A 25,494-nucleotide genomic window follows, 5' to 3' on the forward strand; every position below is an offset into this window, starting at 1 on the left:
GTCACCGAGCGATGGATTGCCTCTTCAGGTTGGCGGGAGCACAGAGAACTGGCAACCCCTAAGATCCTTGAGAATTCCTAGAACTGCGTGAACGGCCCCTTCGGGAGATGTGGCCATGACGATATGATCCCGCGCGTTCATGGCTCCGCGGATATGAACGCATGTGCGTTCACTCGTCGACTTGAGGTTCCGTGGTAACAGGTATTGAGGTAGGGGGGATTAAGGGGTTGAGGCGGTCAAACCGCGTCGATACCGTCAAGGCCCTGTGCCCGCCTGTGAATACGTAGTTCATGCTGACGGTGAGCCTCATGAAGTCGGATATCTTGCGCCAGAGCCTCATTACTCGGACGACTGTGCTCGCCTCCGCATCTGTGACACCTGTGAACGCTCATGAAGTGAGCATGCGTGCATGTGAGTTCCATGGATACCGAGGTGCTCTCTATGGGTGATGCTGACGTGGTAGCGAGTGAGATCCACGGGCTGGCGGACGAGGCCATCGCCGTCGTCGGACTGTCTTGTCGGCTTCCCCAAGCACCGGATCCGGCCGCTTTCTGGCGAATGCTCACAGCCGGTGAGGACGGCATCGTGCAGGCACCAGAGGGCAGGTGGCACGCGGAGGCACTCCTCGACGGAGACGTGTCCGCGGCCGGCCCGGGAAACATGCGGCGAGGTGGCTTCCTGGACCGGATCGACGAGTTCGATTCCCGATTCTTCGGCATCTCGTCACACGAGGCCGCCGCAATGGATCCGCAGCAGCGCCTGGCCCTGGAGCTGAGCTGGGAGGCGTTGGAGAACGCGGCAATCGTCCCTGAGACTCTCAAAGGTCGCCCCGTGGGCGTGTTCATGGGGGTGATCTGGGACGATCACGCCACCCTGCTACACGGGGAGGGCGCGTGGGCGCCTTCCCTCCCCGCCGCCACCACGCTGCGGCGCAGCGTGACGGCCAACCGTGTGGCCCACACCCTGGGAACGACGGGCCCGAGCTTCACTGTGGACGCGGCTCAGTCGTCATCGCTTGTCGCAGTCCATATGGCCTGTGAAAGCCTGCGCAGGGGAGAGGCGACACACGCGATCGCGGGCGGCGTGCACCTCATGCCCCGTTCGGAGAACGCCACCCTCGGCATGGCCGAGTGCGGAGGTCTGTCACCAGACGGCCGTTGCTACACCTTCGATGCCCGAGCCAACGGCCACGTGCTGGGCGAGGGCGGCGGCATGGTCGTACTCAAACCACTCTCCCAGGCGCTCGCGGACGGAGACCGCATCTGGTGTGTGATCCTTGGCGGCGCGGTGGACAACGACGGCCATGGCCCTTCAGCCGCACGCCCCGCGTCGGCCCAGCAGGGTGTGCTGCGTACAGCCTGTCGGCGCGCCGGCATCGATCCCACCGATGTGCAGTACGTGGAGCTACACGGCACGGGCACCCAAGCCGGTGATCTGGCCGAGGCAACCGCTCTCGGCGCCGTCATGGGCACCGCGAGGCCAGCGGAACGCCCCCTGCTGGTCGGGGCGGCCACCACCAACGTAGGTCACCTGGAGGGGGCGGCAGGCATCGTCGGCCTGCTGAAGACCGCCCTGTGTATCAGACACCGGCAACTCCCACCGAGCCTCAACTACGAGTCGTCGAACCCGCGGATCCCGATGGACGACCTGCGACTGCGGGTGCAGACGCAGCTGAGCCCGTGGCCGGATGAGTTGCGACCGCTGCTGGCCGGAGTCAGCTCCTTCGGCATGGGCGGGACCAACTGCCATGTCGTGGTGTCCGACCGGATTCCGACGTGTGTACCGAGTGCCCGGGTGACCGGTGCACGGGCTCAGGCTGCCCTTGATGACAAGGACGGGAGCCGCCAGGGGCACGAGGAGCACCAGAGGGCGGGGAAAGGAGAAGGGCAGCAGGAGTCGGAGAGCCCTCGTGTGCTTGAGACGGGGCCGGTGCCGTGGCTGGTCTCCGGGCGCGGCCAGAAGGCGTTGCGCGACCAGGCCCTCCGACTGCGTGCCCATGTGCAGGCTCGTCCCGAGCTACGGCCGGCGGACGTGGGCTGGTCCCTGGCCACCACCCGGACGCATTTCGAGGACCGAGCCGTGATCCTCGGCCAGAGCCAGGACGAGCTGGCTGATGGACTGCGAACCCTCAGCGTCGGCGAAGCGTCCACTGACCTGATCACCGGGACCGCTCGTGCCGTCGTGGACAAGACCGTCTTCGTCTTCCCAGGGCACGGTTCGCAGTGGGCGGGTATGGCTGCTGACCTGCTTGAGTCGTCTGAGGTGTTCACCGGGCAGATGGACGCCTGTGAGGAGGCTCTGGCGCCGTATACGGACTGGTCGTTGCGGCAGGTGCTACGGCAGGCGGACGGTGCGGCGTCGCTGGAGCGGGTGGACGTGGCCCAGCCCGCGTTGTTCGCGGTCATGGTGGGTCTGGCACGGATGTGGCAGGCGAGTGGGGTCCAACCCGCCGCCGTCATCGGCCACGGCCCAGGTGAGATCGCGGCGGCACACATCGCAGGTGCGCTGACCCTACGGGATGCCGCGGCGGCGGTCACCCTGCGCGGCCGGGCCCTGGCACGACGGGCGCGTGGCGGCGCGACGGCCTCACTGTCTCATCCGGTGGCAGAGGTCGAGCGTGAGCTCCGCGACGGCCTGGCGCTCCTGGCCCCGGAGACCCCGGACATTCCCCTGTTGTCGACGGTGACGGGGGAGTGGGTCAGCGGACCGGTCATGGACGCCGCGTACTGGCAACGCAATCTTCGCCAGCCGATGCGGTTCTCCGATGCGGTACGCACACTGGCCGCTGATGGATACCACGCCTTCGTGGAAGTCAGCCCCGACTCCGTCCTCGCGGACAGCATCCTCGACGCTCTCGCCGACCGCCACACTGAGCAACCCGACCCCGACCCCGACTCCGACCCGGGCCCCGGCTCCGGGGGCGACTTCGGCCCCAATCCTGGCGTCGGCTCCGACTCCCACCTCGACTCCGGCGGCGCCGTGCGACCGCTGGTCATCGGCACTCCGCGCCGGCACGAGGACGGGTCCCGTCGCTTTCTGACCTCGCTGGCCCGGGCGCATGCCCACGGCGTCCCCGTCGCCTGGGACCGCGTCATCTCCGGAGCCACGGAATCCCGGGTGGAACTGCCCACGTACGCCTTCCAACGCCAGCGCCACCGGCTCGATCCGCTCGCCCTGGATACCAGCGTCTCTGGGCCCGGTAGTGAAGCCGATACGAGCGCCGCCGAAACCGGCACCGACGCTGCGGGGGACCGGTCTGCCGACGGAAGTGTCACCGCTGTCTCGTCCTTGCAAGAACGGCTGCGCGCCGCGTCGGCGGCCGAGCAACACCGGATTCTGCTGGACGTGGTCGTCACCGAGGTGGCCGACATCCTCCTGTACGACCGTCCGGGTGAAGTGGATGAGAACCTCACGTTCAACGAGTTGGGCATCGATTCGCTGACAGCAGTAGCCCTGCGTGACCGCGTGGGAGACACCACAGGGCTGCGGCTGCCCGCCAACCTGGCCTTCGACTACCCCACCCCCACCGCGCTGGCCGACCGTCTGCGGGTGGAACTGATGGGTGCTGAGGACGAGGCGATGCCGCACGCGGAAGCGTCCGCGCCGCCGGCCGATGAGCCGATCGCGGTGGTGGGGATGGCGTGCCGCTATCCCGGCGGGCTGTCCTCTCCCGAGGCGTTGTGGGATCTGGTGGCGGCGGGAGGCGACGCGATTTCGGGGTTCCCGACCGATCGCGGCTGGGACCTGGAGGGACTGTACGACCCGGAGCCGGGGCAGCCGGGCAAGTCCTATGTACGCGAGGGAGGGTGCCTGCACGACGCGGCCGAGTTCGATCCTGCCTTCTTCGGAATCTCCCCGCGCGAAGCGATCTCGATGGACCCCCAGCAGCGGCTGGTCATGGAAGTCGCCTGGGAGGCGCTGGAGCGCGCGGGTGTCGATCCGGCCTCGCTCAAGGGCAGCGAGACCGGTGTCTTCGTGGGTGCCGCGGCACAGGAGTACGCCCCGCGTCTCCACGAAGCCGAGGACGGCATCGGGGGCTATCTGCTGACCGGCAACATGATCAGTGTTGCCTCCGGCCGGGTGGCTTACACCCTGGGCTTGGAGGGCCCGGCGGTCACCGTGGAGACGGCGTGTTCGTCGTCGTTGGTGGCGTTGCATTTGGCGTGTCAGGCGTTGCGGGCTGGTGAGTGTTCGTTGGCGTTGGCGGGTGGGGTGGCGGTGATGTCCACTCCGGGGGTGTTTGTGGAGTTCAGTCGGCAGCGGGGGTTGGCTGCTGATGGGCGGTGTAAGGCGTTTGCTGAGGGTGCGGATGGGACCGGGTGGGCTGAGGGTGCGGGTGTGCTGTTGTTGGAGCCGTTGTCGCGGGCGGTGCGTCATGGTCATCCGGTCTTGGCGGTGGTGCGGGGGAGCGCGGTCAATCAGGACGGGGCGAGCAACGGTCTGACCGCGCCGAACGGTCCGTCTCAGCAGCGGGTGATCCGCCAGGCCCTGAGGCACGCGGGTCTGTCCCCGCGGGATGTCGATGTGGTGGAGGCCCATGGCACCGGCACGACGCTGGGAGACCCGATCGAGGCGCACGCCATCCTGGCTACTTACGGTCAGGGCCGGCCCGTCGACCGGCCTTTGTGGTTGGGGTCGTTGAAGTCGAACATCGGTCATACCCAGGCCGCGGCCGGTGTGGCCGGGGTGATCAAGATGGTCATGGCGATGCGCCATGAGCTGCTGCCCAAAACGCTGCACGTGGACGCGCCCACCTCCCATGTGGACTGGTCCGCCGGAGCGGTATCGCTGCTGACGGAGGCCCGGCCCTGGCCCCGCACCGGACGCCCACGTCGGGCGGGAGTCTCATCCTTCGGCGTCAGCGGAACCAACGCCCACGTCATCATCGAGGAGCCATCCATGCGCGAAACACGAGCCGGCGGCACGCCTTCCGATGAGGGTAAGGAAGAGCACGAGCCGGTATTGGAATCCGGGGTCGTGCCGTGGTTTATCTCCGGGCGGGGCGAGGGCGCGTTGCGGGACCAGGCGATGCGACTACCGGCGCATGTGCAGGAGCATCCGGAGCTGAAGCCGCTTGATGTGGGCTGGTCCCTGGCCACTACGCGCACGGCTTTCGAGCATCGTGCGGTCGTCCTAGGCCGCGACCGCGAGGAGCTGATCGAGGGGCTTCGACGACTGGCGGCGGGCGACCCCACTGGGCAGGTGGTTACGGGCAGCGCCACGGCTTCGGCGGGTAAGACGGTGTTCGTCTTCCCCGGCCAGGGCTCCCAATGGGCGGGCATGGCGGCCGATCTGTTGGACTCCTCTGCGGTCTTCCGTGAGCAGGTCGAAGCGTGTGAGGAGGCTCTGGCGCCTCATGTGGACTGGTCGCTGGGTGAGGTGTTGCGGCAGGCGGATGGCGCGGCGTCGCTGGAGCGGGTGGATGTCGTCCAGCCGGTACTGTTCGCGGTCATGGTGGGCCTGGCCCGCATGTGGCAGGCATGCGGCATCCACCCCGACGCCGTCATCGGCCACAGCCAAGGCGAGATCGCGGCGGCCCATGTAGCGGGTGCTCTGTCGCTGCCCGACGCCGCGGCGGTGGTGGCCCTCCGCAGCCGTGCCCTGTGCCGTCTGGCCGGCCACGGCGCTATGGCCTCCGTGTCGCTGTCGGTGGACGAGGCCGAGGAACGACTGGCTGCCTGGCAGGACCGGCTGGCCATCGCCGCCATCAACGGCCCCCGCACCGTGATCGTCTCCGGAGAACCGGAGGCGGTGGAGGAACTCCTCGCCGAGTGCGCCAAGCAGGACACCCGCGCCCGCCGCATCCCCGTCGACTACGCCTCCCACGGCCCCCAGGTGGAAGCGGTCGAGGACGAGATCCGCGATGCCCTGGCGTCCATCACCCCGGTCGTACCCACCATCCCTCTGCTGTCCACCGTCACCGGCCGGTGGCTCACGGGGCCGGACATGGACGCCGGCTACTGGTACCGCAACCTCCGTGAACCCGTTCGGCTCGTCGACGCCCTCCACACCCTGGCAGCCGACGGACACCACACCTTCATTGAAGCCAGCCCCCACCCCGTCCTCACCCACACCATCCACGACACGCTCGACCCCGCCCACGCCACCGATGGTGTCGAGCCCCTGGTCATCGGGACTCTGCGCCGTGATGAGGATGGTCCGCAACGTTTCCTGACCTCCGTCGCCGAGGCATACGCTCACGGCCTCCAAGTGACCTGGAGCCATCTCTTCAACAGCACCACAGCACAGCGGGTGGATCTGCCCACCTATCCGTTCCAGCGTGAGCGGTACTGGCTTGCGAGCGCGGCGGCTTCCACTCGGGTGGATGGGGAGCGGGATGGTGTGGAGGCCCGGTTCTGGGAGGCGGTCGAGCGCCAGGACCTGACCGCTGTGGCCCAGACCCTGAACGTGACAGATCAGGAACACGACTCCCTCAGCGCCGTCCTACCGATGCTCTCCGGCTGGCACCAACGCCAACGCGAACGCCACACCCTCGACACCTGGCGCTACAAGATCACCTGGAAACCCCTCCCCACACCACCCCCCACCACTAACACGGTCGACGGCACCTGGCTCGTCATCATCCCCACAAACCAGGCCGACCACGACGCGGTCACCGCCTGCTTGAACTCGCTCGACCAGCTCAGCACCCCCACCCACGTCACCCACATCGACCCCCACACCACCGACCGGGAAGCACTCGCCCAACACCTCCGCAACCACACCGCCGAGCACACGATCACCGGTGTGTTGTCGCTCCTCGCCCTGGACGAGACGCCTCACCCCGACGAGCCGGACGTGCCCGCGGGAACAGCCGTAACCCTCGCCCTCATCCAAGCCCTCACCGACACCGACACCACCGCCCCCCTGTGGTGCGTCACCACCAACGCCGTCACCACCGACCCCACCGACGCCCTCACCCACCCCACCCAAGCACTCATCTGGGGACTCGGTCGCGTCACCGCCCTCGAACACCCCCACCGCTGGGGCGGCCTCATCGACATCCCCACCACCCACACCCAAACCCCAACCACCGGGCAGACGGCCCACACCCACCTCACCACCGCACTCCACCACGCCACCAACACCAAGACCGCTGATCAGGACCCGTGGAAGGGCGAAGACCAACTCGCCGTACGCCCCCGAGGCGTCCTCGCCGCCCGCCTCACCCGCGCCCCCCTCCCCAACCACCCCACACCACAACCCTGGAACCCCAACGGCACCATCCTCATCACCGGCGGCACCGGCGCCCTCGGCACCCACCCATCGCCCCACCTCGCCACCCCACCACCACACCCCCCACCTGCTGCTGTTGACCAGCCGCCGCGGACCCCACGCACCCGGCCACCGAACTCCACACCGAACTCACCGAACTCGGTGCTCAGGTCACCATCACCGCCTGCCACACACCGCCGCTCGACCGACCTCGCCGCCACCCGCGACCTCCCCCTCACCGCCTTCGTCCTCTTCTCCTCCGGAGCAGGCGTATGGGGCGGAGGCGACCAAGGAGGCTACGCCGCCGCCAACGCCTACCTCGACGCCCTCGCCCACCACCGACGCGCCACAGGACTCCCCGCCACCTCCCTCGCCTGGGGAGCCTGGGCCGACACCGGCATGGCAGCCGAAGAAACCTCCACCCGACAACTCAACCGCCGCGGCGTACGAGCAATGGACCCCCAACTCGCCATCACCGCCCTCCAACAAGCCCTCGACCACGACGAAACCTTCCTCACCATCACCCACATGGACTGGCAACGCTTCACCGAAACATTCACCTCCATCCGCCACAGCCCACTCATCACCGACATCCCCGAAGCCATCACGGCGGCCACCGAAACCACCAACCCCGACACACCGACCGACAGCCAGAGCGTCGCCTCGGACCAACTGTGTCGACGCCTAGCGGAACTGTCGGCCCCCGAACAGCTCGAAACACTCCTGGACCTGGTGCGGACCCACGCCGCCGCCACCCTGGGCCACTCGTCCCACGAGGGGATCGAGGCGGGGCGCGCGTTCAGGGACATGGGCTTCGACTCGCTCACCGCCGTGGAACTGCGCAACCGACTGCGCACGGCAACCGGACTCGCGCTGCCCACCACCCTGATCTTCGACTACCCCAACCCCACCACCCTCGGCAATCACCTGCGCGATGAGCTCCTGGGACGACGGCCTGCCGTCACCGCGCCCGCCTTGCTCACTCCGGTCATCGATGAACCGATCGCCGTGGTGGGGATGGCGTGTCGGTACCCCGGGGGTATCTCCTCGCCCGAGACGCTGTGGGATCTGGTGGCGGCCGGGACCGACGCGATCTCCGGGTTCCCCAGCGATCGCGGATGGGACTTGGAGGGGCTGTACGATCCCGACCCGGACAGCTTGGGTACGTCCTACGCGCGTGAGGGTGGGTTCCTCTACGACGCGGGCGAGTTCGATCCGGCGTTCTTCGGGATCTCTCCGCGTGAGGCGTTGGCGATGGACCCGCAGCAGCGGCTGCTGCTGGAGACGGCCTGGGAGGCATTGGAGCGGGCGGGCATCGATCCGGCCTCACTCAAGGGCAGCCAGACCGGTGTCTTCGCTGGTTCCAGCAGCGGTGACTACGCAACAACCCTGAGCAAGGCACCGGCTGAAGTCGAGGGCTATCTGCTCGCGGGCAACGCGACGAGCGTGGTGTCGGGCCGGGTGGCTTACACCCTGGGCTTGGAGGGCCCGGCGGTCACGGTGGACACCGCGTGTTCGTCGTCGTTGGTGGCGTTGCATTTGGCGTGTCAGGCGTTGCGGGCTGGTGAGTGCTCTATGGCCCTGGCGGGTGGGGTGGCGGTGATGTCGACGCCGGGGGTGTTTGTGGAGTTCAGTCGGCAGCGGGGGTTGGCTGCTGATGGGCGGTGTAAGGCGTTTGCTGAGGGTGCGGATGGGACTGGGTGGGCTGAGGGTGCGGGTGTGTTGTTGTTGGAGCCGTTGTCGCGGGCGGTGCGTCTTGGTCATCCGGTCTTGGCGGTGGTGCGGGGGAGTGCGGTCAATCAGGACGGGGCGAGTAACGGGCTGACCGCGCCGAATGGTCCGTCTCAGCAGCGGGTGATCCGCCAGGCCCTGGCCAACGCGCGCCTTGATGCAACCGACGTCGATGTGGTGGAGGCGCACGGCACCGGCACCACGCTGGGAGACCCGATCGAGGCACAGGCCGTGCTGGCCACCTTCGGCCAGGACCGGCCCGTCGACCGGCCTTTGTGGCTGGGATCGTTGAAGTCCAACATCGGCCACGCCCAGGCCGCCGCCGGTGTCGGTGGAGTGATCAAAATGGTCATGGCGATGCGCCATGAGCTGCTGCCCAAGACCCTGCACGTCGACGCGCCCACCTCGCATGTGGACTGGTCCGCAGGAGCCGTGTCCCTGCTCACCGAAGCACAGCCCTGGCCACGCGCCGAACGACCCCGCCGGGCCGGCATCTCCGCCTTCGGCGTCAGCGGCACCAACGCCCACCTCATCCTCGAACAACCCCCCACCCCCACAGAACCCCAGCCCACCAAACCGGAAGAAGACGAGCCGACGACCGACCGCGTGACAGGTCGGGAAACCGGGTCGGCCCCGACGGTGATTCCCTGGCTGCTGTCCGCACGAAGTCAGAGCGCAGTGCGGGACCAGGCACTACGGCTGCGCGGCCACCTCCAAACACAGCCCCACCTGGAACCAGCCGATGTGGGCTGGTCACTGACCACCACCCGATCGTCGTTCGAGCACCGCGCCGTGGTCCTGGGCCGGGACCGGGAGGAGCTGCTGGAAGGCCTCCATCAGCTGGCGACTGGCGAGCCGGCCGATCGTGTCATCACCGGCAGCGTCCCCACCGCCACCGCCACCGCCATCGCCGCCACCTCAAGCGGTGGCGCTTCGGGCACGAGTGTGGGTGGGGGTGGGCGGCTGGCGTTGTTGTTCACGGGACAGGGCGCGCAGCGGGTGGGGATGGGGCGGGAGCTGTATGAGCGGTTCCCTGTCTTCGCGCGGGCGTGGGACGAGGTGTGCGGGTTCCTGGACGCAGGCTTGGAGCGTCCGTTGCGGGAGGTGGTCTTCACCGACCCGGAGGTCGGTGGATCCGGGTCCGGTGATTGTGGGCCGGGGGTGGGTGGCTCGGGGTTGGTGGATGAGACGGTGTATACGCAGGCGGGGTTGTTCGCGTTGGAGGTGTCGCTGTTCCGCCTGCTGGAAGCATGGGGCCTGGCCCCGCACTACCTGCTGGGTCATTCGGTGGGTGAGGTGGCGGCCGCGTATGTGGCCGGGGTGTGGTCCCTGCCCGACGCGTGCACCGTGGTCTCCGCCCGCGGCCGGCTGATGCAGGACCTGCCGGCCGGTGGAGCGATGCTGGCGGTCGAGGCCCGTGAGGAGACCGTACGCCAAGCCCTGGAGCACGAAGGCTTTGAGGGGCGGGTGTCGCTGGCGGCGGTCAACGGGCCGACCGCCATGGTGGTCTCCGGCGACACAGACGCCATCGACACGCTACGCCACACTTGGCGTGAGGCCGGCTGTCGGACGACGCCCCTGCGGGTGAGCCACGCCTTCCACTCCCACCACATCGACCCCATGCTCCACGAGTTCGAAACCACCTTGGAGCGGGTGTCGTTCCAGCCGCCCAGGCTACCGGTGGTCTCCAACCTCACCGGCCGGCCTCTCACCGACGAACAAGCCTGCTCACCCCAGTACTGGGCCGAACAAGCCCGAGCCACCGTCCGATTCCACGACGGACTCCAATGGCTCGCCGAGCACGACACCAGCACCTATCTCGAACTGGGACCCGACGCCGTCCTGACCACCCTCGCCCACACCACCCTCCACAACACAGATGTGGACCACGAGGAACAGGCACTCAAGGCGACTGTCATCGCACCCACCTTGCGACGCGACCGGCCCGAAACCGACACCCTCTTGATCGCCCTCGCCCAAGCCCACACCCACGGCCTGCCCATCACCTGGGAACAAGCCTTCACAGACACCGAACCCCAACGGGTCGATCTCCCCACCTACCCCTTCCAGCGCCAGCGGTATTGGCTGAATGGTTCTGCGGGGCTGGGGGATGTGTCTGCGGCGGGTCTTGAGGTGTCGGGGCATCCGTTGTTGGGTGCGGCTGTTCAGTTGGCGGGGTCCGATGGGTTTGTGTTCACTGGGCGTCTATCGTTGGCCACGCATCCGTGGTTGGCTGATCACGCGGTGATGGACACGGTCCTGCTGCCTGGCACGGCCTTTGTCGAGCTGGCGCTGCACGCCGGTGCCGAGAGTGGTTGCCCCCATCTGGAGGAACTCACCCTCCACGCTCCGCTCGTCCTGCCAGATCAGGCGGGTGTGCAACTCCAGCTCACCCTGGATCCCCCCGACGACGACGGGCGACGCACGCTCACCATCCACTCACGCGTCGAGCTGCCCCGGGACGGCATTCTGGAGGAGACGAGCGGGTGGGTCCGCCATGCCACGGGAGTTCTCACCACAACCGCCCAGAATGCTGCGCCGGTCCGGGCACCGCTGGACGGGATGTGGCCCCCTTCTGACGCCGAACCCATCGATCTGACCGGCCTCTATACCGGCCTGGCCGAAGCCGGATTCGACTATGGCCCCGGCTTCCAATGCCTCCAAGCCGCCTGGCGGCGCGGTACGACAGTCTTCGCCGAGGCCACCCTGGCCGAAGATCACGCCCACGAGGCCGGCCAGTACGCCCTGCATCCGACACTCCTGGCCGCCGCCCTGCACGCCGCCACCTTCGCCGCCGCCCCCGAGAGCCGGTCGACGTCCGAACGCCACGACCGGCTGCCGTCTTCTTGGCGGCGTGTTTCCTTGCATGCGAAGGGCATGGGCGCCTTGCGCATGTGTCTGACTCCCAGCGGACCGGACACGGTCGCCGTAACTGTCACTGATGGCCGCGGCGCACCAGTGGCCGAAGTCGCTGGCCTTGTTACTCACCCCGTCACTTCCGAACAGCTCTTGGCTACCTGCCCTGCCACCACGCACGATCATCTGTACCAACTGGAATGGACCGCCGTTCCCTCCGCACCGCCCACCACCACCCTCACCGGGCAGTGGGCCGTCATCGATGACGACCCCCTCGACCTGAGCGCCGCGCTGACCGCCACCGGAACCCCCGTCGACACCCACACCGACCTCACCGCCCTGATCCACACTCTCGACTCCGGCGCGGCACCCCCCGACACCGCCATCCTCACCGTCCACCACTGGCACACCCACACCCACACCCGCCACCCCCAAAACGAGACCGGTGCCGACATCGCCACCGCCACCCGCGGCGATGGGGATCCGCCCGAGTGGGCCGTGGCAGCTCAAGAGACAGCCGAGCAGGTCCGCACGGTGGCACACCGCCTCCTCACCTGGGTACAGGCATGGCTGGCCGAACCCCGCCTGACCGGAACCCGACTGGTCATCGTGACCCAAGGCGCCGTCACCACCGGCCCCGACGACCCCGCCCCCGACCTCGCCCACGCACCCGTATGGGGACTGATCCGCTCCGCCCAAGCCGAACACCCCGACCGCTTCCACCTCCTCGACCTCGACACCCACCCCACCTCCACCACCCACGCCCCCACAGCCGCCCTCAACACCACAGAGCCCCAACTCGCCCTCCGCCACAGCACACTCCACGCCCCCCGACTCACCCGCACCTCACAAGTGAGCGGGCAGACCGAGGCGGGTTGGTCGGCCGGGTCTCAAGGCACCGTGCTGATCACCAACGGCACCGGCACCGGCACTGTTGGATCCCTGCTTGCGCGCCATCTCGTGGCCCACCACGACGTACGCCATGTGCTGCTCCTGAACACCGACAGCGAGCGGGCCTGCGACGCCGCAGAACTACAGGCTGAACTGACTGATGCGGGCGCTCACGTCACTATCAGCACCTGCGACGCCACCGACGCCCATGCCCTGGCCGACCTTCTCGCCACTGTCCCCGTAGAGCACCCGATCACCGCGGTCATCCACACCGCGGACGCGGCCGATGTCGTTGGTGCGCTGGAGGGCGGTGGCCTCAATGACCTGACCTGCGAGGGCCTGGACGCTGTCCTGCGGGCGAAAGTCGACGCCGCGCTCAACCTGCACCACCTCACACGCCACGCAGACCTCGCCCACTTCACCCTCTTCTCCTCCGCCTCCGGCGTCTTCGGGGCACCGGGCAAGGCCGATTGCGCCGCCGCCAACACCTTCCTCGACGCCCTCGCCCACCACCGCCACACCCACCACCTGCCCGCCCGTTCCCTCGCCTGGGGACTCTGGGCCACCACCAGCGGCACGATCAACCAACTCGACACCACCGGCCCAACCCACCTCAACCGCTCCGGCATCCACCCCCTCAGCGACCAACAGGCACTCACGCTCTTCGACACCGCCCACACGACCCCGCACCCCTTCCTCCTGCCCATCCACCTCGACTCCGCGGGCCTACGCGACCGAGCGACTCAGATCGCCCTCCATCCCCTGCTCCGGAGTCTCGTCCCCACTCGACGTGGCTCCGCCGCTCCAGCCCGACCCACCGCCGCCAACGCCGACAGCCTTCGTGTCAGCCTCGCCCCCCTTGCCGCACCGGAACAGCACGAGCTCCTCCTGGACATCGTCCGCACGCACGCCGCCAACACCCTCGGGTACGCGTCACCCCATGACCTTCAGGCGAGTCGTGCCTTCGCTGACCTGGGCTTCGATTCCTTCACCGCCGTCCAGCTCCGCAATCGGCTGAGCGACGTCACCGGGCTGCGGCTGCCCGCCGGCCTGCTCTTCGACCACCCCACCCCGGAGGCGCTGGCCGTTCACCTATGTGTCGAGCTTCTGGGGGACCGAGGCGAGAAGGCTCCGCTGGTTCCCGAGGTCGCCGCGGTGGTGGCGGAACCGATCGCAGTGGTCGGCATGGCATGCCGCTTCCCAGGGGGAGCCTCGTCTCCCGATGCGTTGTGGGACCTGGTGGCCGCCGGAGCCGATGCGATCTCGGGCTTCCCCGTCGATCGCGGCTGGGATGTCGAACGACTCTATGACCCAGACCCCGGGCGGCCTGGCAAGTCCTATGTACGCGAGGGCGGATTCCTCCATGAGGCGCCTGAGTTCGACGCGGCCTTCTTCGGGATCTCGCCGCGTGAGGCGCTGGCGATGGATCCACAGCAGCGACTGCTGCTGGAGACCTCCTGGGAAGCCGTGGAACGCGCGGGCATCGACCCGACCTCGCTGAAGGGCAGCCAGGTCGGTGTGTTCGCGGGGGTCGCGTCCCAGGAGTACGCCCCACGTATCCAAGAGGCGCCGGACAGCGTCGAGGGCTACTTGTTGATGGGCAATGTGACCAGTGTCGCCTCTGGTCGCGTGGCGTACACCCTGGGCTTGGAGGGCCCGGCGGTCACGGTGGAAACAGCGTGTTCGTCATCGCTGGTGGCCCTGCATCTGGCCTGCCAGGCCCTACGTACTGGCGAGTGCTCCATGGCCCTGGCCGGCGGTGTCACGGTGATGTCGACGCCGGGCGGATTCGTGGAGTTCAGCCGGCAGCGAGGACTCGCCGCCAATGGGCGGTGCAAACCGTTCTCCGCGAGCGCGGACGGGACCAGCTGGTCCGAAGGCGCGGGCATGCTCCTGTTGGAGCCGTTGTCTCAGGCTGAGCGTAACGGCCACCCGATTCTGGCAGTCGTACGGGGGAGTGCGGTCAACCAGGACGGGGCCAGCAACGGTCTGACCGCGCCGAATGGTCCGTCTCAGCAGCGGGTGATCCGCCAGGCCCTGACCAACGCCGGTCTGGCGACGAGCGATATCGACGCGGTGGAGGCCCACGGCACGGGCACCGCGCTGGGGGACCCGATCGAGGCGCACGCCCTGCTGGCCACATACGGTCAGGACCGCCCCGCCGAGCGGCCCCTTCGACTGGGGTCGCTGAAGTCGAACATCGGTCACAGCCAGGCTGCCGCCGGTGTGGCCGGGGTGATCAAGATGGTCATGGCACTGCGGCGAGAGGTGTTGCCGAAGACCCTGCACGTCGATGCGCCCACGCCGCATGTGGACTGGTCCGCCGGAGCGGTGAGCCTGCTCACCGAAGCGCAGCCCTGGCCACGGACCGATCGGCCCCGTCGCGCGGGGATCTCCTCCTTCGGCGTCAGCGGGACCAACGCCCACCTCATTCTGGAACAGTCTCCCACCTCCGTCGAGCCACCTGGGTGGGCTTCTGACCAGGCAGGCGAGGGGGACACAGGGGCGGAGTCGGCGCGGGAGCCCTCCTCGGAGCCGATGGTGGTCCCGTGGCTGATCTCCGGACGCGATGAGGGTGCCGTGCGGGAGCAGGCGGTGCGGTTGCGGGCGCATGCGCAAGCATGTCCGGAGCTTCGGCCGGCGGATGTGGGCTGGTCGCTGGCCACCACCCGGTCGTCGTTCGAGCACCGCGCCGTGGTCCTGGGCCGAGACCGGGAGGAGCTGCTGGAAGGCCTCCACCAGCTGGCCACCGGCGAACCGGCCGACCGGGTCATCACCGGCAGCGTCCCCACCGCCACCGCCGCCACCTCAAGCGGTGGCGCTTCGGGCACGGGTGTGGGTGGGCGGCTGGCGTTGTTGTTCACGGGACAGGGCGCGCAGCGGGTGGGGATGGGTCGGGAGCTGTATGAGCGGTTCCCTGTCTTCGCGCGGGTGTGGGACGAGGTGTGCGGGTTCCTGGACGCGGGCTTGGAGCGTCCGTTGCGGGAGGTGGTCTTCACCGACCCGGAGGCCGGTGACTCGGGGTTGGTGGATGAGACGGTGTATACGCAGGCGGGGTTGTTCGCGTTGGAGGTGTCGCTGTTCCGCCTGCTGGAAACATGGGGCCTGGCCCCGCACTACCTGCTCGGCCACTCGGTGGGTGAGGTAGCGGCCGCGTACGTGGCCGGGGTGTGGTCCCTACCCGACGCGTGCACCGTGGTCACCGCCCGCGGCCGGCTCATGCAGAACCTGCCGGCCGGTGGAGCGATGCTCGCGGTCGAGGCCCAGGAGGAGACCGTACGCCAAGCCCTGGAGCACGAAGGCTTTGAGGGGCGGGTGTCGCTGGCAGCGGTCAACGGGCCGACCGCCATGGTGGTCTCCGGCGACACAGACGCCATCGACACGCTACGCCACACTTGGCGCGAGGCCGGCTGTCGGACGACGCCCCTGCGGGTGAGTCACGCCTTCCACTCCCATCACATCGACCCCATGCTTCACGAGTTCGAAGCCGTCTTGGAGCGGGTGTCGTTCCAGCCGCCCAGGCTGCCGGTGGTCTCCAATCTCACCGGCCGGCCTCTCACCGACGAGCAAGCCTGCTCACCCCGGTACTGGGCTGAACAAGCCCGAGCCACCGTCCGATTCCACGACGGACTCCAATGGCTCGCCGAGCACGACACCAGCACCTACCTCGAACTGGGACCCGACGCCGTCCTGACCACCCTCGCCCACACCACCCTCCACAACACAGATGTGGACCACGAGGAACACGCGCTCAAGGCGACTGTCATCGCACCCACCTTGCGACGCGACCGGCCCGAAACCGACACCCTCATGACCGCCCTCGCCCAAGCCCACACCCACGGCCTGCCCATCACCTGGGAACAAGCCTTCACAGACACCAAACCCCAACGGGTCGACCTACCCACCTACCCCTTCCAACGCCAGCGCTATTGGCTGAATGGTTCTGCGGGGCTGGGGGATGTGTCGGCGGCGGGTCTTGAGGTGTCGGGGCATCCGTTGTTGGGTGCGGCTGTTCAGTTGGCGGGGTCCGATGGGTTTGTGTTCACTGGGCGTCTGTCGTTGGCCACGCATCCGTGGTTGGCTGATCACGCGGTGATGGACACGGTCTTGTTGCCGGGGACGGCCTTTGTCGAGCTGGCGCTGCACGCCGGTGCTGAGAGTGGTTGCCCCCATCTGGAGGAACTCACCCTCCACGCTCCGCTCGTCCTGCCTGATCAGGCGGGTGTGCAACTCCAGCTCACCCTGGATCCCCCCGACGAAGGCGGGCGACGCACGCTCACCATCCACTCGCGGGTGCAGGGCTCCGACGACGCATCCGAGCAGGGCACCTGGCTTCAGCATGCCGCTGGGGTTCTGACCGCCGACAGTTTTGGTGACCACGCGGCTGAGGCCGGCGAGGACTCGTCATGGCCCCCGGCTGATGCCGAGCGGATTCCGACTGACGACTTCTACCAGCAGTTGGCCGACCTCGGGTTCGGCTATGGCGCTGCGTTTCGGGGTTTGCGGGCTGCTTGGCGTGTGGGTGATGAGGTGTTCGCTGAGGTCGTTCTCCCCGAGGACCAGGCGCAGCTTGTGGGTGGTTTTGGGGTGCATCCGGCGTTGTTTGATGCGGCGTTGCATGCGATGGGGTTGTTGGTTCCGGTGGGGGTTTCGGGGGGTGAGGGGGGTAGTCGGTTGCCGTTCTCCTGGCAGCGGGTGTCGTTGCACGCTGCTGGGGCTGGTGCTGTGCGGGTGCGGGTGACTCCGACGGCTGCGGATGCGGTGTCGTTGACGATGACCGATGCCGCGGGTGCTCTGGTGGTGTCGGTTGCCACGCTGGTCACTCGTGTGATCACTCCCGAGCAGCTCCAGGCGGCCCGACCTGCCACGTCGCGTGATCATCTCTATCAGGTGGAGTGGACCGCGTTGCCCTCCACAGGGGTGGCCACTTTGGGGCAGGGGCACTGCGTTGTTGTCGGTGATGACTCGTTGGGCCTGGCCACCGCCCTGCCCGGCACGGGTGGCGTCCCCGTCGACACCTACCAGGACATGCCCACCCTCCTCCACGCCCTGGACACCGGCACTACCCCGCCCTCTACCGCCATCCTCACCGTCCACCACTGGCACCACACCAGCACCGACACCAGCGGCGACAACGACGACGGTGATGCTGGTGGTGGTCTGCCGGGGTGGGCGGTCGCGGCGCGGGAGACGGCCGGGCAGGTTCGGGCGGTGGCGTATCGGTTGCTTGGCTGGGTGCAGGCGTGGTTGGCCGAGCCGCGGTTGGCTGACACGCGGCTGGTCATCGTGACCCAAGGCGCGATCACCACCGGACCCGACGAGCCGGCCCCCGACCTCGCTCACGCACCGGTGTGGGGTTTGATCCGCTCCGCGCAGGCCGAACACCCCGACCGTTTCCAACTCCTCGACCTCGACACCCACCCCGCCTCCACCAGCCGCATCCCCACCGCCCTGTTCACCACCACCGAACCCCAACTGGCCTTGCGACACGGCACCCTCCACGCCCCGCGGCTGATCCGCAACACCCAGGCAGGGCTCCTCACCCCACCCGCCGACACGCCATGGCGGTTGGAGAGCACCACGAAGGGATCCCTGGACAACCTCGCCCTCATCCCCTTCCCCGAAGCCACCCAACCCCTCACCCCCGGCCAGGTCCGCATCGCCGTCCACGCCGCCGGAGTGAACTTCCGCGACGTCCTCAACACCCTGGGCATGATCCCCGGCGCCGGACCCATCGGCGTCGAAGGCGCCGGCACCGTCCTGGAAACCGCACCCGACATCACCGACCTGAACCCCGGCGACCGCGTCATGGGCCTCCTCCCCGCAGCCTTCGGACCCACCACCATCACCCAACGCCACACCATCACCCCCATCCCCACCACCCTCACCTACCCCCAAGCAGCCTCCATCCCCATCGTCTTCCTCACCGCCTACTACGCCCTCATCGACCTCGCCCACCTACGCCCAGGCCAATCCATCCTCATCCACGCCGGAACCGGCGGCGTCGGCATGGCCGCCATCCAACTCGCCCAACACCTCGGCGCCGAAGTCTTCGCCACCGCCAGCCCCACCAAATGGCACACCCTCCACACCATGGGACTGGACAACGCCCACATCGCCTCCTCCCGCACCACCGACTTCCGCGACCACTTCCTCACCACCACCCAAGGCCACGGCGTCGACATCATCCTCAACGCCCTCACCACCAACCTCATCGACGCCTCACTCGACCTCCTCCCCCACGGCGGCCACTTCCTCGAAATGGGGAAGACGGACATTCGGGAAGCAGACCGGCTGGCCGTCACCCATCCGGGGGTCATCTATCGCGCCTTCGACCTGAGCGAGGCTGCGCCTGAGCGGCTGCAGCAGATGCTCAACGACGTCCTGTCGCTCTTCGAGGACGGGGCGCTGACGCTGCTGCCGACCAGGACCTGGGACGTCCGTCGCGGCATCGAAGCGTTCCGACACCTCGGCCAAGCCCGCCACATCGGCAAGGTGGTCCTCACCCTGCCACCCACCACACCCACGGCCGCCCAGGCACACGGCACGGTCCTGGTCACCGGTGGCACCGGCACCCTCGGTTCCCTCGTCGCCCGTCACCTCGCCACCCACCACCACACCCCCCACCTGCTGTTGACCAGCCGCCGCGGACCCGACGCACCCGGCGCCACCGAACTCCACACCGAACTCACCGAACTCGGCGCCCAGGTCACCATCGCGGCATGCGACACCGCCGACCCCCACGCCCTCTCCGAACTCCTCGCCACCATCCCGCCCGAACACCCCCTCACCGGCATCATCCACACCGCCGGCACCCTCGACGACGGCATCCTCACCAGCCTCACCCCCGACCGCCTCGACACCGTCCTCCGCGCCAAAGTCGACGCCGCCCTCAACCTCCACCACCTCACCCACCACACCAACCTCACCCACTTCACCCTCTTCTCCTCCGCCTCCGGCGTCTTCGGAGCACCAGGCCAAGCCAACTACGCCACCGCCAACACCTTCCTCGACGCCCTCGCCCACCACCGCCACACCCACCACCTCCCCGCCCACTCCCTCGCCTGGGGACTCTGGGCCACCACCAGCAACATGACCAGCCAACTCGACACCACCGACCACACCCGCATCAACCGCTCCGGCATCAACCCCCTCACCGACGAGCAGGGGCTCACACTCCTCGACGCGGCTCACACCACGCCCCACCCCCTCCTCCTTCCGCTCCACATCAACTTCACCGCACTACGTCGACTGGCCAGCCCCCACCCTCTGCTCCGTCACCTCCTCCCGACCCGTCGGGCATCCGCCACAACCGGGGACAGCTCCAACTCCGAGAGTCTCCAGAGCCAGCTCGCCACCCTCCCGCCGGCCCAACAGCGTCAGGCCCTGCTCGATCTCGTCCGTACTCATGCGGCCAACACCCTCGGACACACCTCGCGCCAAACCGTCCAGGAGGACCAGCCCTTCACACAGCTCGGTTTCGACTCGCTCACCGCCGTCGAGCTGCGTAACCGGCTCACCACAGCCACCGGGCTGCGGCTGCCCGCCACTCTCCTCTTCGACCACCCCACTCCGGCGGCACTGGCCGACCATCTGGGCACCGAGCTCCTGGAGACACGCACTGATACGGCCCTGCCGGTGCCGCGCGCGGCCGTGTCGGAGGAGGAGCCCATCGCGGTGGTCGGTATGGCCTGCCGCTTCCCGGGGGAAGCCTCGTCTCCCGAGGGCTTGTGGGAGCTGGTGGCGACTGGCGGGGACGCGATCTCAGGATTCCCGACCGACCGTGGCTGGGACCTCGACGGGCTGTATGACCCCGACCCTGACAGGCCAGGGACGTACTACGTCCGCGGCGGCGGATTCCTGTACGAGGCGGCTGCGTTCGACCCGACCTTCTTCGGGATCTCTCCGCGTGAGGCGCTGGCGATGGATCCACAGCAGCGACTGCTGCTGGAGACCTCCTGGGAAGCCGTGGAACGGGCAGGCATCGACGCCACTTCGCTCAAGGGCAGCCAGACCGGCGTCTTCACCGGAGTCGCCTACCACGACTACGCCACAGGACTGCGCGCCATTCCCGAGAATCTCGAGGGATATCTGGGGAATGGCACCGCGGGCAGTATCGCCTCGGGCCGCGTGTCCTACACGCTGGGGTTGGAGGGCCCGGCCGTCACCATCGACACCGCCTGTTCGTCGTCGATGGTGGCGCTGCATCTGGCCTGCCAGGCCCTGCGCTCCGGCGAGTGTTCCCTGGCCCTGGCCGGTGGCGTGACAGTGATGTCCACGCCCTTCGGTTTCGTGGAGTTCAGCCGGCAACGTGCGCTGGCGGAGGACGGGCGGTGCAAGGCGTTCGCGGCTGGGGCGGACGGGACCAGCTGGGCCGAGGGCGCGGGAATGCTGCTCCTGGAACCGCTGTCCCAGGCCCAGCGCAACGGCCATCCGATCCTGGCGGTCATCCGCGGGAGTGCGGTCAATCAGGACGGGGCGAGTAACGGCCTGACCGCGCCGAATGGTCCGTCTCAGCAGCGGGTGATCCGCCAGGCCCTGGCCAACGCAGGTCTCACGCCGGCCGACATCGACGCCGTGGAGGCCCACGGCACCGGCACCGCCCTCGGGGACCCGATCGAGGCCCAGGCCCTGCTGGCCACCTACGGCAGCGATCGGTCCGTGGACCGGCCTTTGTGGTTGGGGTCGTTGAAGTCGAACATCGGTCATACCCAGGCCGCGGCCGGTGTGGCCGGGGTGATCAAGATGATTATGGCGATGCGGCATGAGTTGCTGCCCAAGACCTTGCACGTGGACGCCCCTACCCCGCATGTGGACTGGTCCGCCGGGGCCGTGTCGCTTCTGACCGAGGCCCGGCCCTGGCCCCGCACCGACCGACCCCGCCGCGCGGGCGTCTCCTCCTTCGGTGTCAGCGGCACCAACGCCCACCTCATCCTCGAACAAGCTCCGGACAGCACGGTACGAGAAGAGGCCAACGGGCACGAGGAACCCAACAAAGCGGACCCTCCGGTGCCGGTGCTGGAGTCGGCCGTGGTGCCGTGGTTGATCTCCGGGCGGGGTGAGGCAGCGGTACGGGATCTCGCGGTACGACTACGGCACCACCTCCAGGACCGGCCGGACCTGGACCCGGTCGACGTGGGCTGGTCACTCGCCACCACCCGCACCAGCTTCGAAAACCGCACCGTCATCCTCGGCCGCGACCGCGACGAACTCCTCAACGGACTCCACACCCTCACCACCCCCGACCCCGCCCCACACGTCATCACCGGCAACACCACAACCCCCACCGGCAAAACGGCATTCGTCTTCCCCGGCCAAGGCTCGCAATGGGCCGGCATGGCGGCCGATCTGTTGGACTCCTCTGCGGTCTTCCGTGAGCAGGTCGAAGCGTGTGAGGAGGCTCTGGCGCCTCATGTGGACTGGTCGCTGGGGGAGGTGTTGCGGCAGGCGGATGGTGCGGCGTCGTTGGAGCGGGTGGATGTGGTCCAGCCGGTGCTGTTCGCGGTCATGGTGGGCCTGGCCCGCATGTGGCAGGCATGCGGCATCCACCCCGACGCCGTCATCGGCCACAGCCAAGGCGAAATCGCCGCAGCCCACATCGCCGGCGCACTCACCCTCCACGACGCCGCGGCGGTGGTCGCCCTCCGCAGCCGCGCCCTCGCCCGCCTGGCCGGCCACGGCGCCATGGCCTCCGTATCCCTGTCAGTCAACGAGGCCGAGGAACGACTGACTGCCTGGCAGGACCGGCTGGCCATCGCCGCCATCAACGGCCCCCGCACCGTGATCGTCTCCGGAGAACCGGAGGCGGTGGAGGAACTCCTGGCCGAGTGCGCCACGCGCGATATCCGCGCCCGGCGTATCCCCGTCGACTACGCCTCCCACGGCCCCCAGGTGGAAGCAGTCGAGAACGAAATCCGCGACGCCCTGGCGTCCATCACCCCCACCTCGCCCAGCATCCCTCTGCTGTCCACCGTCACCGGCCAGTGGGTCACAGGACCGGACATGGACGCTGGCTACTGGTACCGCAACCTCCGCCAACCCGTCCGGCTCGCCGACGCCCTCCGCACCCTGGCAGCCGAGGGACACCACACCTTCATCGAAACCAGCCCCCACCCCGTCCTCGCCCACACCATCCACGACACCCTCGACCCCACCGATTCCGACCCTGCCACCACCGACACCATCGAACCCCTGGTCATCGGCACCCTACGCCGCGACGAAGACGGCCCCCGCCGCTTCCTCACCTCCCTCGCCCAAGCCCACACCCACGGCCTCCCCATCACCTGGCAACACCTCTACACAGGCACCGAACCTCAACAAGTCGACCTACCCACCTACCCCTTCCAGCGTGAGCGGTACTGGCTTGCCAGCGCGGTCGCTTCCACTCGTGGGGATGGGGAGCGGGATGGTGTGGAGGCCCGGTTCTGGGAGGCGGTCGAACGCCAGGACCTGACCGCTGTGGCCCAGACCCTGAACGTGACAGACCAGGAACACGACTCCCTCAGCGCCGTCCTACCGATGCTCTCCGGCTGGCATCAACGCCAACGCGAACGCCATACCCTCGACACCTGGCGCTACAAGATCACCTGGAAACCCCTCCCCACACCACCCCACACCACTAACACGGTCGACGGCACCTGGCTCGTCATCATCCCCACAAACCAGGCCGACCACGACGCGGTGACCGCTTGCTTGCACTCGCTCGACCAGCTCGGCACCCCCACTCACGTCACCCACATCGACCCCCACACCGCCGACCGGGAAGCACTCGCCCAACACCTGCGCACCCACAGCACCGAACACCCCACCGTCGGTGTGTTGTCGCTCCTCGCCCTGGACGAGACACCTCACCCCGACGAGCCGGACGTGCCCGCGGGAACAGCCGCGACCCTCGCCCTCATCCAAGCCCTCACCGACACCGACACCACCGCACCCCTGTGGTGCGTCACCACCAACGCGGTGACCACCGACCCCACCGACACCCTCACCCACCCCACCCAAGCACTCATCTGGGGACTCGGCCGCGTCACCGCCCTCGAACACCCCCACCGCTGGGGCGGCCTCATCGACATCCCCACCACACCCATCGGCAACACCCACACCACCGGGCAGACCGCCCACACCCACCTCACCACCGCACTCCACCACGCCACCAACACCACCCGCACCACCAACGACAGCCGGGACCCGTGGAAGGGCGAAGACCAACTCGCCGTACGCCCTCGAGGCGTCCTCGCCGCCCGCCTCACCCGCGCCCCCCTCCCCAACCACCCCACACCACAACCCTGGAACCCCAACGGCACCATCCTCATCACCGGCGGCACCGGCGCCCTCGGCACCCATATCGCCCGCCACCTCGCCACCCACCAGCCCACCCCCCACCTCCTCCTCACCAGCCGCCGCGGACCCCACGCACCCGGCGCCACCGAACTCCACGCCGAACTCACCGAACTCGGCGCCCAGGTCACCATCACCGCCTGCGACACCACCGACCGCCACGCCCTCACCGAACTCCTCGCCACCATCCCCGCCGAACACCCCCTCACCGCTGTCATCCACACCGCCGGCACCGCCCACTACGCACCCCTCACCCACACCACCCTCACCGACCTCGCCCACGTCACCCGCCCCAAAGTCCAAGCAGCCCAACACCTCCACGAACTCACCCGCCACCTCCCCCTCACCGCCTTCGTCCTCTTCTCCTCCGGAGCAGGCGTGTGGGGCGGAGGCGACCAAGGAGGCTACGCCGCCGCCAACGCCTACCTCGACGCACTCGCCCACCACCGACGCGCCACAGGACTCCCCGCCACCTCCCTCGCCTGGGGAGCATGGGCTGACACCGGCATGGCGGTCGAGGAAACCTCCGCGCGGCAACTCAACCGGCGTGGTGTGCGGGCGATGGACCCCCGGCTGGCCATCACCGCCCTTCAACAAGCACTCGACCACGACGAGACGTTCCTCACCATCACCCACATGGACTGGCAACGCTTCACCGAAACATTCACCTCCATCCGCCACAGCCCACTCATCACCGACATCCCCGAAGCCATCGCGACCACCGAAACCACCAACCCCGACACACCGACCGACAGCCAGAGCGACGCCTCGGACCAACTGCGTCGACGCCTAGCGGAACTGTCGGCCCCCGAACAGCTCGAAACACTCCTGGACCTGGTGCGGACCCACGCCGCCGCCACCCTGGGCCACTCGTCTCCCGAAGCCGTGGCGGTCGAGCGGGGCTTCCTTGAATCGGGATTCGACTCGCTCACCGCCGTGGAACTGCGCAACCGACTGCGCACGGCAACGGGACTCGCGCTGCCCACCACCCTGATCTTCGACTACCCCAACCCCACCACCCTCGCCCACTATCTGCGGGGGGAGTTTTCGGATCTCGACGACTCCGCTTCTGGACGATCGGGCTCGCGCTCCATGCCGGATTCCGGAGCCTCGGGTGAGGAAAACGAGCTTCGCGCGGCTGTGGCCTCCATTCCCGTGTCCACACTTCGGCGGGCAGGTCTGCTGGAAGCCCTGCTGGGACTCGCTGACAACGAAAAGAAGAATCTCGCTCCGCGCTGGAAGGGAAAGTCGGAGGTGATCGATTCCATGGACGTCGACAGTCTCATCCAGATCGCCATGGGAGACTCCGAATCGTGATCCGTCCCGGAGAGAAGAGTCGGATCAGTGCGCCCCCGGAGGGAAACGGCGGCCGGGTCCTTCGCACCGTTCGCCGCTGACATTCCCATCAGAACTCAAGTCGGAAGTCAAGTCGGAACTCAAGTCACGGACGAGCGGGTTCTCGCA

1 protein-coding gene is annotated in these 25,494 nt (G+C 68.4%); it reads left to right on the forward strand.

Annotated elements, in window-relative coordinates:
- Positions 1–441: 441 nt before the first annotated feature.
- Positions 442–25,347: a type I polyketide synthase gene (locus LRS74_RS32210; protein ID WP_277744321.1), complete on the forward strand. Its 24,906-nt coding sequence runs from the start codon at positions 442–444 to the stop codon at positions 25,345–25,347.
- The last annotated feature ends 147 nt before the right edge of the window (positions 25,348–25,494 follow it).

This window comes from Streptomyces sp. LX-29 (genome assembly GCF_029541745.1).
In the GTDB taxonomy this organism is placed as follows: Bacteria; Actinomycetota; Actinomycetes; order Streptomycetales; family Streptomycetaceae; genus Streptomyces.